This window comes from Paenibacillus sp. HW567, from assembly GCF_000374185.1.
GTDB lineage: Bacteria > Bacillota > Bacilli > Paenibacillales > Paenibacillaceae > Paenibacillus_AQ.
The window spans coordinates 1,494,898-1,514,356 of record NZ_KB910518.1 but is presented as its reverse complement, the minus strand read 5'-3'; the positions used below and the strand labels follow the sequence as shown (position 1 = coordinate 1,514,356).

Annotated in this window: 19 protein-coding genes; 2 read left to right on the top strand and 17 right to left on the bottom strand. The window is 54.1% G+C overall.

Features of this window, described 5'->3' with window-relative positions; genetic code table 11:
• Positions 1 to 80: 80 nt before the first annotated feature.
• From B212_RS0106700 to B212_RS0106665, 8 genes are all read right to left on the bottom strand, one after another.
• Positions 81 to 1,682, bottom strand: coding sequence for an ABC transporter substrate-binding protein (locus tag B212_RS0106700; protein ID WP_019909743.1), 1,602 nt, complete (start codon positions 1,680 to 1,682; stop codon positions 81 to 83).
• 104 nt (positions 1,683 to 1,786) lie between these two features.
• Positions 1,787 to 2,731, bottom strand: a complete 945-nt coding sequence (locus tag B212_RS0106695) for an ABC transporter permease (protein WP_084673247.1) — start codon at positions 2,729 to 2,731, stop codon at positions 1,787 to 1,789.
• Positions 2,724 to 3,734, bottom strand: coding sequence for an ABC transporter permease (locus B212_RS0106690; RefSeq protein ID WP_019909741.1), 1,011 nt, complete (start codon positions 3,732 to 3,734; stop codon positions 2,724 to 2,726). The genes B212_RS0106695 and B212_RS0106690 overlap by 8 nt, the downstream gene beginning before the upstream one ends.
• A 243-nt stretch (positions 3,735 to 3,977) precedes the next feature.
• On the bottom strand, positions 3,978 to 5,504 hold the full coding sequence (locus tag B212_RS0106685) for a PucR family transcriptional regulator (RefSeq protein WP_019909740.1): 1,527 nt from the start codon (positions 5,502 to 5,504) through the stop codon (positions 3,978 to 3,980).
• A gap of 276 nt (positions 5,505 to 5,780) precedes the next feature.
• A complete protein-coding gene (locus B212_RS0106680; RefSeq protein ID WP_019909739.1) occupies positions 5,781 to 6,437 on the bottom strand; it encodes an aspartate/glutamate racemase family protein in 657 nt (218 codons plus the stop codon).
• A 46-nt stretch (positions 6,438 to 6,483) separates the two neighbouring features.
• Complete coding sequence (locus B212_RS0106675) at positions 6,484 to 7,428, bottom strand: aminopeptidase (RefSeq protein ID WP_019909738.1); 945 nt, start codon at positions 7,426 to 7,428, stop codon at positions 6,484 to 6,486.
• Positions 7,429 to 7,444: 16 nt separating this feature from the next.
• A complete protein-coding gene (locus tag B212_RS0106670) occupies positions 7,445 to 8,149 on the bottom strand; it encodes an AroM family protein (RefSeq protein ID WP_019909737.1) in 705 nt (234 codons plus the stop codon).
• A 63-nt stretch (positions 8,150 to 8,212) separates the two neighbouring features.
• Entirely contained in the window at positions 8,213 to 9,163 is a 951-nt protein-coding gene (locus B212_RS0106665) for a DUF1177 domain-containing protein (RefSeq protein ID WP_019909733.1), read from the bottom strand.
• 304 nt (positions 9,164 to 9,467) lie between these two features.
• On the opposite strand from B212_RS0106665, the gene B212_RS0106660 reads away from it, so the two are divergent.
• Positions 9,468 to 10,490, top strand: coding sequence for a serine hydrolase domain-containing protein (locus B212_RS0106660; RefSeq protein WP_019909732.1), 1,023 nt, complete (start codon positions 9,468 to 9,470; stop codon positions 10,488 to 10,490).
• A gap of 795 nt (positions 10,491 to 11,285) precedes the next feature.
• Here the strand turns inward: B212_RS0106660 and B212_RS0106655 are convergent.
• From B212_RS0106655 to fur, 7 genes are all read right to left on the bottom strand, one after another.
• Positions 11,286 to 12,617, bottom strand: coding sequence for a pyrimidine-nucleoside phosphorylase (locus B212_RS0106655; RefSeq protein ID WP_019909731.1), 1,332 nt, complete (start codon positions 12,615 to 12,617; stop codon positions 11,286 to 11,288).
• On the bottom strand, positions 12,617 to 13,480 hold the full coding sequence (locus B212_RS0106650; protein ID WP_019909729.1) for a purine-nucleoside phosphorylase: 864 nt from the start codon (positions 13,478 to 13,480) through the stop codon (positions 12,617 to 12,619). Before B212_RS0106650 ends, B212_RS0106655 begins: the two co-directional genes overlap by 1 nt.
• 199 nt (positions 13,481 to 13,679) lie before the next feature.
• On the bottom strand, positions 13,680 to 14,504 hold the full coding sequence (locus tag B212_RS0106645; protein ID WP_019909728.1) for a purine-nucleoside phosphorylase: 825 nt from the start codon (positions 14,502 to 14,504) through the stop codon (positions 13,680 to 13,682).
• Between the two features lie 26 nt (positions 14,505 to 14,530).
• Complete coding sequence (gene deoB, locus B212_RS0106640) at positions 14,531 to 15,709, bottom strand: phosphopentomutase (protein WP_019909727.1); 1,179 nt, start codon at positions 15,707 to 15,709, stop codon at positions 14,531 to 14,533.
• Between the two features lie 139 nt (positions 15,710 to 15,848).
• Positions 15,849 to 16,739, bottom strand: coding sequence for a site-specific tyrosine recombinase XerD (xerD, locus tag B212_RS0106635; protein ID WP_019909726.1), 891 nt, complete (start codon positions 16,737 to 16,739; stop codon positions 15,849 to 15,851).
• Positions 16,740 to 16,894: 155 nt separating this feature from the next.
• Positions 16,895 to 17,128, bottom strand: a complete 234-nt coding sequence (locus B212_RS0106630) for a DUF4227 family protein (RefSeq protein WP_019909725.1) — start codon at positions 17,126 to 17,128, stop codon at positions 16,895 to 16,897.
• A 206-nt stretch (positions 17,129 to 17,334) separates the two neighbouring features.
• Positions 17,335 to 17,802 (bottom strand): ferric iron uptake transcriptional regulator, encoded by a 468-nt coding sequence (gene fur, locus B212_RS0106625; protein ID WP_019909724.1) that lies wholly within the window; start codon positions 17,800 to 17,802, stop codon positions 17,335 to 17,337.
• 175 nt (positions 17,803 to 17,977) lie between these two features.
• Between fur and B212_RS30900 the strand changes: the two genes are divergently transcribed.
• Positions 17,978 to 18,505, top strand: a complete 528-nt coding sequence (locus B212_RS30900; protein ID WP_019909723.1) for a hypothetical protein — start codon at positions 17,978 to 17,980, stop codon at positions 18,503 to 18,505.
• Between the two features lie 29 nt (positions 18,506 to 18,534).
• Here the strand turns inward: B212_RS30900 and B212_RS0106615 are convergent, their stop codons facing one another.
• Positions 18,535 to 18,750 (bottom strand): hypothetical protein, encoded by a 216-nt coding sequence (locus B212_RS0106615; protein ID WP_019909722.1) that lies wholly within the window; start codon positions 18,748 to 18,750, stop codon positions 18,535 to 18,537.
• A gap of 61 nt (positions 18,751 to 18,811) precedes the next feature.
• Positions 18,812 to 19,444 carry a stage II sporulation protein M gene (gene spoIIM / locus B212_RS0106610; RefSeq protein ID WP_019909721.1) on the bottom strand — a complete coding sequence of 211 codons (633 nt, stop codon included), beginning with the start codon at positions 19,442 to 19,444 and terminating at the stop codon, positions 18,812 to 18,814.
• Positions 19,445 to 19,459: the final 15 nt, after the last annotated feature.

The following is a 19,459-nucleotide window of genomic DNA, read 5'->3' as shown; positions in this document are numbered from 1 at the left end:
CTCCTTTTCACACGCTGTAATTTGGAAAAAGAGGGACCGCAGCCGCGTTGGCCCGTCCGCTCTTTATTCAAAACAATCTCCTATTCCGTTACCGACAGCGGGTAGAAGCGGATGACCTCATCCGGGTAGAACGCATAACCGCTGATTTTGTTGCTCATACCGACAATCCGGTTGTATTCATACAGGTACGCCCAAGGTGCTTCCGTTGTAATAATCTCCTGGGCCTTTTTGTACAGCTCAGCCCGTTTGGCCGCGTCCGTCTCTGTATTGGCCTGCTCCCACAGCTTGTCTACTTCCGCATTCTCATAGTTCTGATAGTTGGAGGAGCCTTTGCCGTACATCAGGAAGCCAAGATGATAGCCGGGATCGTTGACGAAAGAAGTCCATTTGGAGATGTAAGCCGTCAGCTTTTTCGTTTTCTGCTGCTCCAGGAACTGGGCACGGGCCAGCTTGTTGATGTTCATCGTGACACCGATTTTGGCCAGCTCTGCCTGAATCAGCACCGCATCATCTTCCCAGTCGTCAAAGCCGGAGCCAAGCGTGAAGTCAAACGTAAAGCCTTTTTCATAACCTGCTTCCTTCAGCAATTCCTTTGCTTTGTCCAGATTATGCTCATAGACATAGCCTGCATCGGTGAAGCCCGGGGTATTGCTGGCAACCGAGCTCTTCATCTGCTTGGCCTGTCCGTACATTACACCAGTCAGCAGCTCGTCATAAGGAATCGCATAGTTGATGGCCTGGCGGACCTTTTCATTGTCAAAAGGCTTCACCTTGTTGTTCATTGCAAAGTAGAGAATCCGGTTGCTCGCGTTCGAGGCTACGGTCAGACTGCTGTTGCTTTTCAGCGAATCAACATCCTTCGGCGGAATTTCAATCGCCATGTCTACATCGCCTTTATCCAGCAGCAGTACGCGGTTAGAGGCTTCCTTGGTGAACTTCAGGGTTACCTTGCCGAGCTTCGGCGCACCCTGCCAGTAGTCTTCGTTCGGGGTAAAGACCGCTTCGGTGGCCGGGTCCCATTTCTCAAGCTTGAAGGGGCCGGAACCGGCAGCATTTGTATTGAGGTAGTCGGCGCCTTGCGCTTCGACCGCCTTCTTGTCCACGATGGAGAAGGTGTACATCGCCATAATTTGCAGGAAATTATGATTGGCATTCGTCAAGGCGATTTCCACGGTGGAATCATCCTTGGCCGTAACCGACTTGATTGCAGCCATGCCGTAGAGGAAGCTGCCGGAGCTGGATTTCGCAACACGGTCAAAGGAATACACGACTGAAGCCGCATCTACCGGATTGCCGCTCTGGAACTTCACGCCCGATTTCAGCTTAAAAGTGTAGAGCGTATTGTCGCCGGACACCTCCCAGCTCTCGGCAAGCATCGGCTTGATATCCTCAGTATTTGCGATATTCGCCCCGTTTTCTGTTTTGACGCCATAGGTTACGAGCTGATCATACGCCGCAAGCACCAGGGTATCCGAGGTCAAGTCATTGGCCTCTGCCGGATCGAGTGTCGTACCGCCTTCGGAATAAGCAACGGTCAGGAAAGGCTTGGCTGCTGGAGCCGGCGCTGCGGTTCCTTCAGCCCCCGAAGTGGCAGCCGGCGTCTGCGGATTGGCGCTGCTTGCGCAGCCGGCCAGCAGGATTGAAAAAGCGACAAGCGTGGACAGCAGTTTTACTCTTTTCATCAATAATTCCTCCCTTTTCTCCTGGCTCCTAACATAGTGCTGCTGATTTATATTTACCGGGAAATAATATGGAGCCGAGGGGATCAGACCGCCTCTGCTCTTAGCTATTTGCCCGACCGCAACCGTGGATCAAGTACATCCCGGAAACCGTCTCCGAGAAGGTTAAAACCGAGAATGGCGGTAGCAATTCCAAGGCCCGGGAAGGTTACCAGCCACCACTGCCCGGAGATGATATACTCTCTGCCTTCAGAGATCATCGCCCCCCACTCGGCAATCGGAGGTTTGACCCCAAGACCGAGGAAGCTGAGGCTGGAAGCCGTCAGGATGGCGAAGCCCATGCCCAGTGTCGCCTGAACCATCAGGGGAGCAAGCGCGTTCGGCAAAATATGACGGTAGAGAATAACCGAGTCCTTCACGCCGATGGCCCGGCTGGCCTCCACATACTCCTTCTCGCGGAGCGATACTGTCTGGCCGAACATCAGCCGCGCAAACTCCGGAATGCCGACGATACCGACAGCAATCATTGCTGTGGTCAGCCCCGCTCCGATGGAAGCGGCAATCGCCATAGACAGCACCAGCGACGGGAAGGACAGCAGAACATCCATCAGCCGCATAATTATGCTCCCTGTCCGTCCGCCGTAGTAGGCGGCAATGCCGCCGAGCGGCACACCGATCAGGAATGAAATGGCTACGGCAATAAGGCCGGTCCAAATACTGATTCTCGCTCCATACAGCACACGGCTAAAGATATCCCGGCCAAAGTTGTCCGTGCCGAACCAGTGGCTGCCCGACGGCGCCTGAAGCTTATTCGCCATGTCCGTAACGTACGGATCATGCGGGGCAATCCACGGGGCAATCAGAGCGGTCACGGTCCAGATCAGAATACAGACAAGACCGATGGCGGCAAGCCGGTTATGCAGGAGCAGATTGAGTAAGGTTTTGGGTTTGTGTGCAGCAGCGGGTTTCGAAGGATTGCCCTGCGCTGACTGTGCTGCCGTGCTCAATGGAAATCTCCTCCTTTTCCGAAACGTACGTAAATGCTTATTCATAGCGGATTCGTGGATCAATGAGGCCGTAGATCAGATCGACTGCCAGGTTGATTCCGCAGTAGAGGATGGCGCTGACCAGGGTAAAAGCTTGAATCGGTGCGTAATCCGCAGCCAGAATCGAATCCGTAACATAACCGCCGATGCCCGGCCAGGTAAAAATCGTCTCCGTAATGACCGCGCCGCCCATCAGATAGCCGAACTGCAATCCGAGTACAGTAAGCGTAGGTATCAGCGCATTCACAAGCGCATGCTTGTAGACCACAGCGGATTCGCGCAGCCCCTTGGCCCGGGCCGTTCTGACAAAGTCCTGATCAACAACCTCCAGCATGCTGGAGCGGGTCATGCGGGCCACGATGGCCATCGTTCCTGTGCTGAGGCAGATCGCCGGAAGCACCAGGTGGGCGATGCTGCTCTTCAAAGCGAGGATATCTCCGGATAAAATGCTGTCCAGCACATACATCCCGGTGATGTGAACCGGAGGATTCAGGTCACCGCTGATCCGCCCCATCGGCGCAGGCGCCCAGCCAAGAATTGAATAAAAGACATAAATGAAAATCAGGCCCAGCCAGAAGATCGGCACGCATGCGCCAATCAGCGAGAAGACACGCGAGATGTGGTCGAGGATCGACTCCTTGCGGGTTGCCGCAATAATCCCAACGGGAATGGCCACCAGAACCGCTATCAGAATGCTGGCAATCGTCAGCTCCAGTGTGGCCGGAAAACGTGTCGCCAGATCGCTCGCCACCGAATGTCCCGTATGATAGGCATAGCCGATATTCCCTCGGAACAACTGCCCGAAATAACTGAAGAATTGAATGTAGAGCGGCTTGTCCAGACCCATGTCCTGGCGGATTTTGTTCACCGTCTCCTCCGGGGCCTGTTCCCCGGCCAGCATGATCGCGGGATCACCGGGCAAGACTCTGGAGAGGATGAACGTAATCACGATAATGCCGAGCAAGGCCGGAATCATCTGTGCCAGTCTTTTTAATGTGTAAGCAAACAATGAATCAACCCCCTTACGCTTCTGTAGCCAGCGGCATATCCAGCCTGCAACCGAGGTTCCATGTCAGGTACCCTGCGGTTTCTTGGTTCTCTTTAGTAGTTGTGCTAATTCTACATAGAATTTAAGCTCCACTCTACGTCCCGTTCAGCTAAAAAAAAGCACAACCGTTTGTCGATTGTGCACTATTACTGCGTTTAAATGTTACTTTTTCTAACACGCCACTCCATAAAATTGCCATTCCGCTTATTTTTCCTGCAAATAGTAGTAGATCAAGCACAAATGGCATACAAATTGCTCGCGTGGATCATTCAGATCAAAACCTGTGATGTCACGAATCCGCTCCAGCCGGTATTTAACGGAATTGCGGTGGATGTACAGGCTGTTCGCCGTCTCAATCAGGCTCCCCCTGCACTCCAGATAATGGTAGAATGTCAGCAGCATGTTGCTGTCATGCTCCTGGTCATACTGCCGCAGCTTGCCCAGCTTGCGCTCGAACAGGGCGGCGAAGCCATCTCCGCTAAGACCTTCCAGCAGATGGTATACCTCAATCTCCTCGTAGCGGGTCACTCCACCCGCCCCTTGACCAAGACGTCTTGCCACGGAGAGCGCCTTGCGCGCTTCATTGTAGCTGGTCTGAATATCCCAGAGATATTCCTGAGTCCCTACTCCCGTGCGGTAGCCTCCCAGCCCTTCGGCTTTGTCCTGAAGCCAGCCTTCAAGCGTCGCCGCCCATGTCTCCTCCCCCTCACCGGCAGTATTGAACCTGCGGCCATCGGGGGTCGGCAGGAACAGCACCGCTCTATTCGAGCGGAATTCCGCGTGAGGGGTTACCCCGCGTTTCCGGGCTTCCCGGTCCAGCAGCCGGTTCACCGTCTCTTCATTTGGCGCCGTCTCCCCTTCAATTACGGCAACCTCCCATTTGTGTTCAGGGTTCATCCCAAGCTGGCGGGCCCGCCGCTCCACCTCATGCCTGGAGGGCAGGGGAGGCGTCAGCAGCTCATCAATAAAGTTGCCCCGCAGCCGGAACTCTGTATCCTCAGCCACCTTTTCCCGCATCAGCTCCAGAGCGAACACCAGACGGGCCTGCTCAATCCCGACCTCCTCCATCTCATCCAGCTTCTTCTTATCCACCAGCAGTCTTGCAACTGTCCGCCGGTCCACATGAATATTCCAGCTTAGCGGCTCCTCAGCCATCGACCAGTCGAACGCTGACGGTGAAGAGACAATAACCTTCCGCTCCGTATTGACCAGGGCAACAGGCGCCTTTAAGAATTCAGCCACGTTGTCGCTCACGGCCTGAATCCCGCTGTTCTCCAGCACCATCGTCGTCAAGGTCCGGTACACCTCCTCTGCGCGGCGCAGCAGCATCGCTTGACGCCCGAGCAGCAGTTCCATCACCGGCTGGGTAATATCCGTGTACGGAATTTCCGGCGGAATCTCCACAATCGGCAGACCACAGATATTACTGGCCTCAATGGCCCCCTGGGGAATCTCTTTGAGGAAGCGGGCCGGCTTAATCGCCAGCGCGGCTGCGCCCAATTGATCGAGGGTGTAGACCAGCTCGGTCAGCAGCGAAGGATCGTGGCGGATCGAATAGGCTGTGGTCAGCAGCATTACGCCTTCACTGATCCAGCCCTTCAGATCAGGGACCTCCATAATATCCACAAAGCGTACCACCCGGTCCAGTCCCTGAATGCCGCTGATGACGGTCGCTTTGGACAGAACCTTAAGCTCCATCAGCTCTCTTAACGTAATGCCCCTAGTATTCAACAATCCTTCCCCCTTCTGCTGTCTACAGTATTTCTTGTTTTTTCCTGAACTATGCCAAGCTTGATTTCTCGATAGTTTATCAGAATTTGTCGAATAACCAAAAGGAAAAATTTATAAAGTTCATGTAACTGCTTATTTCCGACATACCAAACAGTCTCACAAAAAAGAAACGGGCACCGCCCTTGGGATAAGGCGTCACCCGTTTCTGGAGTCGTACAAGTTAAAACGGCACGCTGTCCTTTAAAAAAGGACGTTTCCGTTTCAGCGAAAAATCATTTATATTCTGCTTGACCGGTCCGGCGATGAGGCCGCCGCAGCCACGGCGGCTCCCAGCGACAGGATCGGGTCCAGCGCACGGACACCGAGCTTCTCTTCCAGCTCAGCGGCCAGCCCGATGGTCGCAAAGCCTGTACAAGCGAGCACAATGGCTTCCGCTCCACGCTCCACCAGCCTGGCCGCTGCGGCCAATGCCCCGGCGCGCCCCTCCGGCGTATTCAGATCAAGGGTCGTCGTAACTCCGTCCGGACGGTCCATGCCCACATACGCCGCTCCAAGAATGCTGCGTATAAACGGCGGAACCTCCGTGAGAATCGTCAGGACGCCCACCCGGCTGGAATACGCCATCGCCAAATGCGCAGCACAGGAGCCTGCACCAAGAACAGGCACCCCTACAGCGGCTCTGGCTTCCAGCAGTGCGGGATCAGCCGCGCAACTGATTCCAATGGCGGTGCAGCCGCTGCGCTCCAACTCGCGGGCCAGCGCAATGATCTTGGGAACCGATTCCGCTTCCGTTGCGTCATTGAATACGCCCAGTGGCTGGTCCTGTATACACCGGCTCATGACAGGCAGCCCGAAGCGGCGTTCAATCAGCTTCCCATGCAGATGAATGGAAGCCTCCTCCTCCAGTGTGATGACACGTATGATTCCCAGCAACTGTATCCCTCCTGTCAGTCAGCCTTCGCAAGACCCTAAATATAATCTATAGCAGCTCTCCTGCACGCATAATGAGCTGATCATCCAAATAAACGTCCGGCTTCATCACCACGGCATCAATGTGAACGCCTGCCGCTACGACTCCGCCAAAGGTATTGTTGCTGCCGAAGGCCACATGAATTGTGCCGTAGACCTTCTCATCCTCCAGTACCACACCGGTTATTCTCGCCTTGTTATTAGTCCCGATGCCGAATTCGCCGAGCAGCCGGCCATCGCCTGTACCCAGCATCTCCAGCAGCTTGTCTCCGCCTTCGCCTTCGGCAGCGGTCAGCCGCCCTTGCTCTACTGTAAGAATCATCGGACTGCTCAACGCGCCGATTCCGGCAATGGAGCCGTCCACTTTAATCTTTCCTGTGGCAGTACCCTCCAGCGGTGCAATGTAGGCTTCACCTGAAGGCAGATTGCCCGACTCTCCCGGATTCAGGTACAGGCCGGTGCTGAGTATGCCATCCCGCCCTTCGGTCGAGAAGGACAAGCTTAATCCTTCCTTCTCGATCCGGACGCTGCTGCTGCCGGACAGCAGCGAGGCCACCTGCTCGGTTAATGCCTTCACCTGCCCATAATCGGCGGTAATCGCCCCTTGACTGAACATATCGTCCGTCATGCCAGGCATGGTGGCTACGCGGGTTCCCGCCGCAGCCGCCTGCTTGCGGGCCGCAGTATGCGTCATGGAATGGGTCGTAATACACACGGCCACATCCGACTTGGCCATCGCCGAGGCGATGGCGGCAGGCGGTTCTTCGCCGGAACGGGTCCGATTGCTCATAATCAGCAGCACCGTCTCGGCGCCAAGCCGTTTGCCGGCCTCATAGACCGATTCGGCAAGCTCCCGCTTGTCATCATCTGCCACTACGGCTAGTTGCTCATGGCTGCCAAGTCCCAGGCAGTCCTTCAGGACATTCATACTGATATTAATCCGCTCTTCACTCATGTTCATTTCCTCCTGATTACACCATTTCAGCGATCAGCTTCCCCATCAGCGCACTCGACAGCACGACAGGGATTCCAACTGAAGACGCCCATGCTCTATGCTGCTCCACATAGCCCATACAGTCAAGTACAATCAGATCGGCACGGCCCTTCAGCTTCTCCGCAGCAGCCCGGAATTCGGCTTCGCTTCCGGTATAAGGTGAGACGGAGGCAAAAGGCAACCCAGAACCAGAATCCGAACCAGAATCAGTCCCGCGATCCGCAGCGGCCCCAGCAAATTTCTCGTTCATATGCTTCTCCTGCTCAGGCAAAGGGCCAATCAGCCCCAGGCGGCGTTTTCCGGCCAGCGCCAGGACTACAGGAGGAATAATCCGGTCCGGTTCTATCAAGTGGGCGCGGGTTGTGCGCAGACCGGGAAATTCACCGGTGCACAGCAGCAGAATCGTAGTAATTCCAGCGGCTTCCATGGCATCAATTTTCCCTTGCAGCACCGACTTTATCCGCTCTCTGGAGACTACAGCAGCAGATCCGTCCGCCATCCGGGAGGTCAGCACATATTCTCCCTCTCCGGGTCCATAGTTCGAGCGGACCTGCGCTTGAGTGAAGCCATCCAACACCCCGGACTGAAGCAGCGCTGCACGTCCCTTCAGGTACTTCTCAAGAATTGGAGCCACATCGGTCCTTGGGGCTTGGCCAATGGTGATCAGCCCTATAGTCTTCAACCTGTTCCCTCCTCTACATCCGTGCCGAAGCTAACGCGACGTTATCTCAGCTTGCCTGCCAGTTCAGGCTGTAGGCACCGCCGGTTTGCCCGGAGTCTGCAGCACCTTCATGGAGCCATACAGCTCCGTAATGCGGGCGAATTCGGCTTGGTTATAGAACGAGCACTGACCTTGGCTGAATTCCTTTGCCGTCTCAATCGCAAAACGGACCGCTGAAGCAATATCTACCTCGTGGCTTGCACCGGTTCCACAGCCGGGCACCATGGATTGGGCGGTAATCGCCAGACCGACAACCGGAGCATCCGTCGCTACTGCCGGCTGAAGAATCGAATTAATATGGTAAAGGTCGTTGCCATATGGAGTGATGTCCTGCGTCGTAACCGGAAACGTAACCGGAAGCTGGCCTGTCGTCATTTCCAGAAGCCGCAGCAGATCCTCGCTTACCCGCAGGATGTAGCCCTCCTTGACAGTAGGGGAAATCGCGATGCCCTTGTGATTGATTACCCGGTTGCCTTTGGTAGTATCTATGGACAGAATCGCCTCCATCTCAGGAAGCACCTCATGCTCATTCATTTGCAGGATATCAACAGGAGAATCCATGAAATCAACCGGCTCATGCGGCAGCGTCGGCGCATCCGGGCAAATATGCGTGGTGATCAGCACGTCGCCTTTCAGCACATCTCCTTTAGACTGCATGTCGGCCAGCTTCAGTGCCGAAGCAACGGCGGCTACCGCACCGTCGGCATCGGAGACAATTCCGATCCGCCCGGGACGGGCGCCGATGCCGCCCAGTCTGCCCACAATGCCAAACGTCGGGGCAGAACCGCCCCCGGCTTTGCCGTTGCTGCCCGGAATGGTGATTTTTACAAATTCAGTGCTTCCTTTATCGCCCTGTACCTTTTCAACCTCGACTTTAACCCCAGGATAAGCCACGAACAACTGCCTGACCTGCTCACCGCTGGCATAAGCACTGTCCAAAGTATTCAAAACCGTTATTGTCTGATGAAGTGCCATTATAATTCCTCCCCGGATGTACTGTCTCTAATTTAAGTGTTTCTAATATTAGAGTTATACTATCTCAAATTCCAAACGGTCCACAATGTACCGCCCTGCCAAAACTGAACTGCTTTTCTTGTCCTTAGCAGATAAACCTTACGCACCGCGTAGACTATGCATTCCGCACTTCCAGGTAGAGCCTGTTGCTCCACAAACGGTTATATATGAAGTCTGCCTACCTTTTCAAATCAGCCCATGATATCGTAGGTTTGATAAATCAGATAGCCTGAGGGTAGATCAAGCTATACAAGGAGGACACAACGTGCTTCATGAACAGCTAGGCAACAAAATTGATGCAGAGGCTGAAAGAACGGGTTTTTCGGGAGCCTTACTGGTTAAAAAAAACGCCCATATTATAGCTTCCGGCGCATATGGCTACGCCAATAAAGCGGAACAATGGCCGAATCGTCCGGACACGCGTTTTGGCAATGCTTCCGGCTCCAAGCTGTTTACAGCGATAGCCGTCTGCCAGTTGGTGGAGCAGGGCAAGCTTACGCTGGACAGCAAAGTCATGGATATTCTGGAGCAGGCGGATTTCCCCCATTACAGCCGTGACATCACCGTTCATCATCTGCTGACCCATAGCTCGGGAATTTCGGATTATTTTGATGAAGAGACGATGGATGATTTCGCTGCACTCTGGACAACCCGTCCAATGTATCTGCTGAAGCAGCTTGAGGATTTCCTGCCGATGTTCCGCGAATTGCCGATGAAGTTTGCCCCGGGAGCCAGATTTCATTACAACAATGCCGGGTATATTCTGCTCGGTCTGCTCGTCGAGAAGCTTAGCGGGGTAGCATTTACGGATTATGTGGAACGGCATATTTTTACGCCTTGCGGGATGGCTGATTCGGGGTATTATTCGCTGGATGCTCTCCCGGGCAATACGGCCCTTGGATACATAGTGCAGGACGATGGAACCTGGACAACCAATATCTACTCCATTCCCGTAAAAGGGGGCGCGGACGGCAGCGCATTCGTCACAGCTCCCGATATGCTGCTGCTGTGGGAGGGCCTGCTCCAGCATAAGCTGCTGGGTCCAGAATTGACCGACCTGATGCTTACTGCACATATTCATGAGGAAAAAGAGGAGTATTATGGATACGGGGTGTGGATCACCAAACGGAATGACGAGGTGTACAAATACCATGTAATGGGCTACGATCCCGGGGTATCCTTCCACTCCGCCTACTATCCCTCAAGTGGAGCCACAGCCGCCGTGCTCTGCAACCAAAGCCGCGGCGCTCACCAGATGCTGAAGATTATCGAGGAGTGTCTGGCGTAGCCACAGGGCAATCGCTTACGGGATAAAAAATAAGGAAGCGAAGGAGAACCGTGAGGTTGGGGGATTCGAGCTGAAATTGCGGCAAAATTGCCGCTGTTGAAGCGATCTTGAGCGATTTGTGCTGAATGAAGCAGTCTCGGAGATTCGTGCTGAATGAACAGCAGTATTGCCGCTGTTGGAGCGATCTCGGGGATTCAATTCAAACCAATCTGCTTAGAACAGCAGCAGAGCTAAATCTGTGGGTGAGGCCATGCCCTCAGGGGCTGGTGAAGAGAAACCGCAGCAGCGCAGTCAGCTCCTTGCGGACCTGAGAGCCGTTATTTTCAAAAAAACGCCACTTGTTGCGGCTTTACGGACCGAGGGGCGCTTAGGGTCTCTCCAAGGAACGATTAGGAGCGGAATATTCGATCATAAGGCCTGTGGTGTCCGTAACTTACCCAATCCGTGACTCTCATCGGAATTAAGCGCACCTCAGTCCGTAACGCCGAGCCAATCGCCAATTTAAGAACGCCCCCCCCTGGAAAGGGGGACACCTGAGGGAGGATCGCTCCACGCCTTCCGTCCTTTGGGCGTCCCACGCCTCTACTCCACCATTGTAAATCTGACGCTCTACGAGTTAACACAGCAATTGTCACCAAATATTCATTTGTGAAGCTCTACACGCAGTAACCCCAAAAAATCCACAAACGATTGCCCTGAGTATAGCCGGCGAAAGATTGATACGACAAAAAGCCGTACAGAACAAAAGTCGCTCTGTACGGCTTTTATATGTTGGGCCTTGCAGCCCCGCCAATTCTAGTACCGCGTTACTCCATCCTTGGTAACGAGTGCGAACACAAGCGGCTGCGGCGGAACGGGTGCGGCGGAGATCAGGTAAGCTTCCAGCACCTTGGCTTCCGCTTCCTGTACCTTGTTCACTCCGGCGTCGTTCACATGCAGCACAGCAAGAGTTTCCCCTGCGGCTACCGCATCGCCGACCTTCTTGGACAACTGGATGCCAACCGCCAGATCAATCTCCGATTCCTTCGTTTCGCGTCCGGCTCCGAGCAGCATGGCAGCGATACCGATCTCCTCGGCCTGGATGCTCTCCACATAACCTGCAGCCACTGCCTTCACTTTGATGAAGGTCCGCGCAGACGGCAGTGTCTCAGGGGAATCGACCTGTGTAACGTCTCCGCCCTGCGCTGCAACGATTTGCTTGAACTTAGCGAATGCGCTGCCGTCCTCGATATGGGACTTCAGAATCGAACGCGCCTCTGCCTCGTCCTTGGCTTTGCCGCCGAGCACCAGCATTTGGCTGCCGAGTATCAGGCAGACTTCCTCCAGATCCTTCGGCCCGTGGCCCTTCAAGGTTTCGATCCCTTCCTTGATCTCCAGGGCGTTGCCGATGCCGTATCCGAGCGGCTGGTCCATGTCGCTGATGACCGCAACCGTGTTGCGGCCAAGATGCGTACCGATATCGACCATGGCCTGAGCCAGGGCGATGGAATCGTCCAGCGTCTTCATGAACGCGCCGCTGCCGGTTTTGACATCGAGCACGATGGCATCTGCACCGGCTGCGATCTTCTTGCTCATGACCGAGCTGGCGATTAGCGGAATGGACTCCACAGTTGCGGTAACATCACGCAGCGCATACAGCTTCTTGTCCGCTGGCGTAATATTACCGGACTGGCCGATAACAGCCGCGCCGATCTCACCAACCTGGGTGAAGAAACGTTCGCGGTCCATCTCTACAGAGAACCCGCTGATGGATTCCAGCTTATCGAGCGTGCCTCCGGTATGTCCCAGCCCGCGGCCGGACATTTTGGCAACCGGCACTCCGGCGGATGCGACCAGCGGTGCAAGCACGACCGTAGTTTTATCGCCCACACCGCCGGTGGAATGCTTGTCCACCTTGATGCCGGCAATCGGACTAAGATCAACCTGATCGCCCGACATGGCCATTTCCAAAGTCAAGTCGCCGGTTTCCCGCGCGTTCATCCCTTGGAAATACACAGCCATTGCCCAGGCTGAGATTTGGTAATCAGGAATCTCACCTTTACTGTAGCCTTGAATCAGGTAGGCAATCTCCTCGCGGGTCAGCTCGCCGCCGTCTTTCTTCTTCTGAATCAGGTCAACTGCCCGCATTATGCCTGCACCTCACGGACAAAAGCGCGCACCAAACCGATAAATTTCGGCTTCGTCAGGTTCGCCACCTTCACCACCTGCTCATGCGTCAGCGGCTCAAGCTCATCGCCAATCGCCATATCGGTGATACAGGTAATGCCGAGCACACGCAATCTGCTGTGGCTGGCAACGATCACTTCAGGCACAGTGGACATGCCGACGGCATCTCCGCCAAGGTAGGCGAGCATTTTCAGCTCCGCAGGCGTTTCGTAGGTTGGACCGCTGATTCCGGCATAGACACCTTCCTGCAGCACAAGCGTTTCGCCGTCCACACCTTTTACCTCACCTGCAAGCTTTTTAGCCAAAGCAATATATTCAGGATCGTACGCACGGGACATATCCGGGAAACGCACACCCAGCTCCGGATCATTCGGTCCGATCAGCGGGTTGTCGCCGGTCATGTTCAGATGGTCCGTAATCAGCATGAGATCACCGGCTTTGAACGAGCGGTTCATGCCGCCGCCAGCATTGGTAATTACCAGTGTTCCGACGCCCAGCTTGGCCAGCACATATACCGGCAGCACAACCTTGCGCATAGCATAACCCTCATAATAGTGGAAACGGCCTTGCATAATAATGACATCCTTGCCTTCCAGCTTCCCGATCACGAACCGTCCGGCATGGCCTTCCACCGTCGAGCGCGGAAAATGAGGAATTTCTTCATAAGGCAAATACACTGCATCTTCGATTTGGTCGCCCAGATCACCGAGCCCCGAACCCAGAATAAGTCCGATGGTTGGGGAGTAAGCTCCCAATTTGGATTTGATATATTCAGCCGCTTCTTTGACCTGCACACCATAAGGGGCGTTAGCTTGTTGTGTCATATGTTAATCCTCCCGGAGATTAATTGTGTAATGCAAGTGGAAACGGCTACGCCGTCCTTTAAAAGAAGCCTAAGCTTCCGAAGCAGCGATACTCCGTATCACTTTCAGGTATCCGTTACAGCGAGCAATATAAAGATTGTTTATAGTGTGAAACATATACATTCTTATATTTTCAAAAATAACCAGCGCGGCATCCGGCCTACATCTTCGGAATAAACGCCAGAACCAGCTTCAAAAAGTGCTCGCGCACCCGTTCCGCCGTCTCCATAACCTCCGCATGGTTCAGCGGCTGATCCAGAATACCGGCAGCCATGTTGGTGATGCAGGAAATGCCCAGCACCTCGATACCGGCATGGCGGGCAACAATCGTCTCCGAAACCGTAGACATGCCCACCGCATCTGCTCCCTGGCGGCGCAGCATTACGATTTCGGCAGGTGTCTCATAGCAAGGTCCGAGAAGTCCGGCATACACGCCTTCCTTGAATTCAAACCCCTGCGCAGCCGCAGCCTCCTTAGCCGCTGCAATCAAACGCGGGCTGTAAGGGGTGGACATGTCCGGGAACCGCACACCCAGCGCATTGTCGTTAGGTCCGATCAGCGGATTGCGTCCGGTCAGGTTCAGATGGTCGGTAATCAGCATGAGATCGCCGGGTGTGAACTCCGTATTGACGCCACCGGCAGCATTGGTTACGAGCAGGCTCGTTACACCAAGCTCCTTCATTACGCGTACGGGAAAAGCCGTCGTCTCCGGTCCATAGCCCTCATACATGTGAAAACGGCCTTTCATCATGACTACACGGCGGCCTTCGATCATGCCGATCAGCAGCTCTCCCTCATGTCCTTCCACCGTGGACACCGGGAAATGCGGAATTTCGTTATATGGAATTACCACCTCATCCGTAATCAGATCCGCCAGTACGCCAAGGCCGGAGCCGAGAATAAGGCCGATTTCCGGGGCAACCGTACATTTATCCTTAATATAAACTGCTGCTTCTTGAATGTTGCTCTGAGTCACTGTGCTCATGGTCTTTGCCTCCTGAAAGTTTGGTCTTACTTCAATTCTGCCAAAAAGCTTGTCCCATACTTCGGCACCTTCGCCCCGAAGTTGTCGGCAATCGTCGCCGCCACATCCGAGAAGGTCTGGCGGATGCCCAGGCTGGCCGGAGCCGTGAATCTTGGGCTGTAGATTAGCAGCGGCACATACTCACGTGTATGATCCGTTCCGCTGTGGATCGGGTCATTCCCGTGGTCTGCCGAGATAATCAGCAGATCGTCTTCGGTTAAGGTGGACAGCAGCTCAGGAAGCGCCTGATCAAATATTTCCAGCGCACGTCCATACCCTTCAGGATCACGGCGGTGACCGTACAGGGAGTCGAAGTCTACCAGGTTGGTGAACAGGAAGCCATCGAATGGCTTGCGCAATTCCGCAATTGTAAGCGCGATGCCGTGCTCGTTGCTTTTTGTCGGATAGGCTGCTGTAACCCCTTCACCGGTGAAAATATCATTTATCTTGCCGACAGCAATGACGTCCTTGCCGATATCCTTCAGCGCGTTCATCACCGTTGGTTCCGGCGGCTTCACCGCATAATCATGACGGTTCGGCGTGCGCACGAATTTCCCCGGTTCGCCAACATATGGGCGGGCGATAACGCGACCTACCGAGAATTCAGGAGCCATCGTCAGCTCGCGGGCGATTTTGCAGGCTCTATACAGCTCGTCCAGCGGAATAATCTCTTCATGAGCGGCAAGCTGGAACACACTGTCCGCAGAAGTATACACGATCCATGCGCCGGTCTTCATTTGCTCTTCGCCGTACTCCACCAGAATCTCCGTACCGGAGGCTGGCTTGTTGCCGATTACCTTGCGGCCGGTCGCCGCTTCGAACTTCTCGATCAGCTCGGCCGGGAAACCGTCCGGGTAGGTGTTGAACGGGATTTCAATCTTCAGTCCCATCAGCTCCCAGTGGCCGGTCATCGTATCCTTGCCTACCGAAACCTCCTGCATTTTACCGTAGTATCCGGTTGGGGCAGCTATGGGCTCAAGCGGCGGCAATGGTGCAATATTCGCGAGTCCGAGCTGCTGCAGATGAGGGAGCTTCAGCCCCGGAACCCGCTCCAGAATATGTCCCAGCGTATGGGACCCTTTATCTCCAAAACCTTCGGCATCCGGCGCTTCACCGATACCTACGCTATCCAGCACAATAAATCCGATTCTTTTAAATGAGGACATGCTGTCTCACTCCTTCGTTGTATGCATCACTCAGTCTATTTCCATCATAACGGTCTTACTCCCAAAAAGCATCTTTTCTGGCCCGGTGCCGGGCATCATTCACTTATGCTATGTCTCGCATCCAGAATACTTGGGGTTATCACGCCCGGGGATGGTGGCTCTCATAGACTTCCTTCATATTCTTGCGGGCGATGCCGCTGTAAATCTGGGTGGTCGAGATGTCGGCATGTCCAAGCATCTGCTGCACCGAACGCAGGTCGGCCCCACCCTCCAGCAAATGCGCGGCAAAGGAGTGCCTGAGCGTATGCGGTGTAATATCCTGTTCAATGCCCGCTTCCCGGGCGTATTTCTTTATGATTTTCCAGAAGCCCTGCCGGGTCAGCCGTCCGCCCAGACTGTTCAGGAACAAGGCCGGCTCCTCCGCGTTGCCCCGCAGCAGCTTGTCCCGCAGCCCGGCGGCATACGCCGCAACACTCTCCGCAGCAATCGTGCCAATCGGAACAATCCGCTCCTTGCCGGAAGCTCCGGTGCAGCGGACATACTTCATTTCTGTATGCACATCGTCCACATTCAGGGAGATTAGCTCCGACACACGGATGCCGGTTGCGTAGAGCAGCTCCAGCATCGCTTTATCGCGCTTACCCTGAGGGGTATCCCCGCCCGGAGCACCCAGCAGCCGCTCGATCTCCCCGACACTCAGCACCATTGGCGGCTTGTGGCTTGGCTTTATTTTGTCCATATCCAGCGTTGGGTCCTGCAGGGTCAGACGTTCCTTCAGCAAATAATGAAAAAAGGCACGGAGTGACACCGTATTCCGGTTCACCGTTGCGGCTGCCCGCCCTGCCCCTCGTTGTGCCGCAAGATACAGCATGATATGCGATCTTCTGATCTCTTCCGGCGACACCAGCCCCCGCTCCTCGGCAAAATCCAGAAACTGCGAAATATCCCGCCCGTAGGATTCCAAAGTGCTTGGCGACAAGCCCTTATCTTCGGACAGATACTGCATAAACGGCTGCAAATGTGACTTCATCAATCCACGCTCCTGTCTCACTCAGGCTGCTCTTCACGGTTCTGCAACATTTAGCCATCGGGTCCGGCGGCAGGCTCCGTATGTTAAGCCAGGTCTGGCCCCGCCTTAGCTTCTTTCGACAAACTTTTAGCTTTTTCCTGCTTGTGGAGGAGCATTCACTCCCCGTACCAGTAATAGAACCGCAGTCTCTCGCCTGTGTTCAGTACCTCCGCGCTGCGCGGAGCCTCCTGAAAGGCCTTGACGGCAGTTCCTTCCGGTATATCATAATTCTCAACCGGGCTAATCCAGCCACTGATCCAGCTCATAGCATAATAAGCAGAACAACTGAGCGCAACCAGCAGTGTCATAAAATACAGCCGGCGCACCGTTTTGGGCACAGAGACGATCATATGAATGCCTCCCTTATATGACAGGTTTGCCCCACTTCATTGCAGCTTCGCGGAGAACCTGCCTGGAATAACGTTCGCAAGACTCGTCCTTCAATGTATGCGCCGGGGACTGAAGTTATGTATGTAGCCCTTGTACATCATTTAAAAAGCCCCCTCCGGTATGCTGCACCGGTGAGAGCTTATGTGGCAAATCTTCATCTATAAGCTTATTCGGAAGTATTGCCGTCCGTATTATTCTTATCCTTGCAGCGGTGGCAAATTCCATGGAAATCAAGTCTATGATCAAGAACTGTAAAATTGAATTCCTTCTCCAGCCGCTCTTCCAGCGGGCCCAGCCAATCCTCACGAATCTCATCCATCGAGCCGCATTGCACACAGATGAGATGATGGTGATGATGCTTCGCCGTATCTGTCCGCAGATCGTAACGGGCAACGCCGTCTCCGAAATTAATCTTCTCCACGACATGAAGCTCGCTCAGCAGTTCCAGGGTACGATAGACAGTGGCAAGACCGATCTCCGGAGCTTTTTCCTTCACCAGCATGAATACGTCCTCTGCACTCAGATGATCTTCTTCATTCTCCAGCAGAACTCTTAGCGTCGCTTCCCGTTGGGGTGTGAGCTTGTATCCTTGGGATTGTAGCTGTTGCTTAATCTTATCTATCCGTGCTTCCATTGTCTGCCTCCCCCTTGGAAAATTACCGCACCGGGCATGAAATCACTTCTTCCATTATAGAGGGAGTCGCTTTGAGAAGTCAAACGCTTTTAGAACCTTACATTTCTGTCATTTGGCAAGCCTATTATTCCTCTGATAGACTTATTCTGTAGACTTTAAATCAGGGAGGAACAAGGTGAACAAGCCCCTTTATAAGAAAAAAGCTGCGCTTCGGCTGACGGCAGCCGCCCTGATCCTCCTTGCCGTCATCTGGCGGCTGGCAGCAGGCTCAGATTTAGCCTCATTCACCTCGGAGGAGTATGCCGTCTCGTTTGAATATCCGCGCGTATGGGAAGCAATTTCCGCTGACGCTTCAAGCTTCTCAGGCGATAGCGGCTTCATAGAGCTCTCCGCCATGTCCGGTGAAGGCCATACCCTTAAGGAGGCTTCGGCGATCATTGCTTCTCATGCGCTGCAGCCCTACGGCTCCGCCCCGGTCGTCTCGGCTATGAACATACAGGGACATGAAGCCAGCCTGATTATGCCTTCCAGCGATCAGGGAGAGGAATGGGGGCATAAAGCGTCACTTGTCATTCAATACCCGGAAGCAAGGCATATCGGCGGCTCCGTATACCGCTATTTTATTTTGACAGCAGACAGGGAACATATCAAAAGCATAGGGCAGACGGTCCGGTTCAAGAACCAACAGGGAACATATCAATAAGAGCGGCACCGTTTAATCCGCATGGTACTCTACTTTCCGATAATTTTACTCACAGCATACAGTCGCTTTATCCCTTCGGTACCTGCCCATCCGCCTGCACTTGCCAAGATAATATTATGGAAAAGCTTCATAGCTATCGAATAAGTCATTGTACCGATGATGATCTCAATCACAAAAAACCTCAAAACATCCCCCTTGGTTACAACGTAAACCTGGAATTCTTGATGATGAAGATTTGGTCTCATTATCCACCTCTATAGTGTTTATGTAACCAATATGCTTCATAATGTTTGTCTAATTCCGTGTTCAGACATTGTTAACAAGCATGGGCGTGACCCAGCGCATCATCGACGGCGTAACCCAGGCCTCAAAACCGGAGACCCCCAGCACCAGCACCGCCATCCCGAGGGACAGCATCGTGTACATCGCAAACGGACGGCTGACTGGGGAACGCCGCTGGCCCAGCACCCGGCTGCGAATCATCTGCAGAGAAAAGCCAATCGCCGCCGCACTGCATACGAGCAGCACCGGAATCAGCACAAGATTATGCGGCGCAACCGAGACCAGCGCGAACAGCATACCGTGCCAAGAATACTCGCTGACGAGCGTGCCGACTGTAAAGCCGATCAGCACCCCTTTTAGAAAATCAAGGATCAGGATTCCCGGCAGCCCGATCACGGACAACCCGAGAATCCAGACCAGCCCGATCCATTTCAGATTCAACACGGCAATCTCCCAGTAGGAATCCGGCGCAGCCGGCAGTCCCTGCTGATCGACAGTAACGAAGAAATTGCCCAAGTAATCTCCAAGCTCCTGCTGCTGATCCAGAGTCAACGCACTGACAATCAGCGCTCCGAAAACAACCCCAACCAAAAACAATACCGCAACAAAAATATAAAGAGGCGTCTGCTCCTTCATCATCAGCCGCAAACCGCGCATCGGGAAATTCTCCTC

Coding starts and splice junctions, on each gene's coding strand:
- B212_RS0106615 (WP_019909722.1), bottom strand. CDS start 18,750: ATGAGACCAAATCTTCATCATCAAGAATTCCAGGTTTACGTTGTAACC.
- fur (WP_019909724.1), bottom strand. CDS start 17,802: ATGGAAGCACGGATAGATAAGATTAAGCAACAGCTACAATCCCAAGGA.
- B212_RS0106650 (WP_019909729.1), bottom strand. CDS start 13,480: ATGACACAACAAGCTAACGCCCCTTATGGTGTGCAGGTCAAAGAAGCG.
- B212_RS0106665 (WP_019909733.1), bottom strand. CDS start 9,163: ATGGCACTTCATCAGACAATAACGGTTTTGAATACTTTGGACAGTGCT.
- deoB (WP_019909727.1), bottom strand. CDS start 15,709: ATGTCCTCATTTAAAAGAATCGGATTTATTGTGCTGGATAGCGTAGGT.
- spoIIM (WP_019909721.1), bottom strand. CDS start 19,444: ATGCGCGGTTTGCGGCTGATGATGAAGGAGCAGACGCCTCTTTATATT.
- B212_RS0106645 (WP_019909728.1), bottom strand. CDS start 14,504: ATGAGCACAGTGACTCAGAGCAACATTCAAGAAGCAGCAGTTTATATT.
- B212_RS0106695 (WP_084673247.1), bottom strand. CDS start 2,731: ATGAATAAGCATTTACGTACGTTTCGGAAAAGGAGGAGATTTCCATTG.
- B212_RS0106655 (WP_019909731.1), bottom strand. CDS start 12,617: ATGCGGGCAGTTGACCTGATTCAGAAGAAGAAAGACGGCGGCGAGCTG.
- B212_RS0106675 (WP_019909738.1), bottom strand. CDS start 7,428: ATGAGTGAAGAGCGGATTAATATCAGTATGAATGTCCTGAAGGACTGC.
- B212_RS0106700 (WP_019909743.1), bottom strand. CDS start 1,682: ATGAAAAGAGTAAAACTGCTGTCCACGCTTGTCGCTTTTTCAATCCTG.
- xerD (WP_019909726.1), bottom strand. CDS start 16,739: ATGAAGTCACATTTGCAGCCGTTTATGCAGTATCTGTCCGAAGATAAG.
- B212_RS0106630 (WP_019909725.1), bottom strand. CDS start 17,128: ATGATCGTCTCTGTGCCCAAAACGGTGCGCCGGCTGTATTTTATGACA.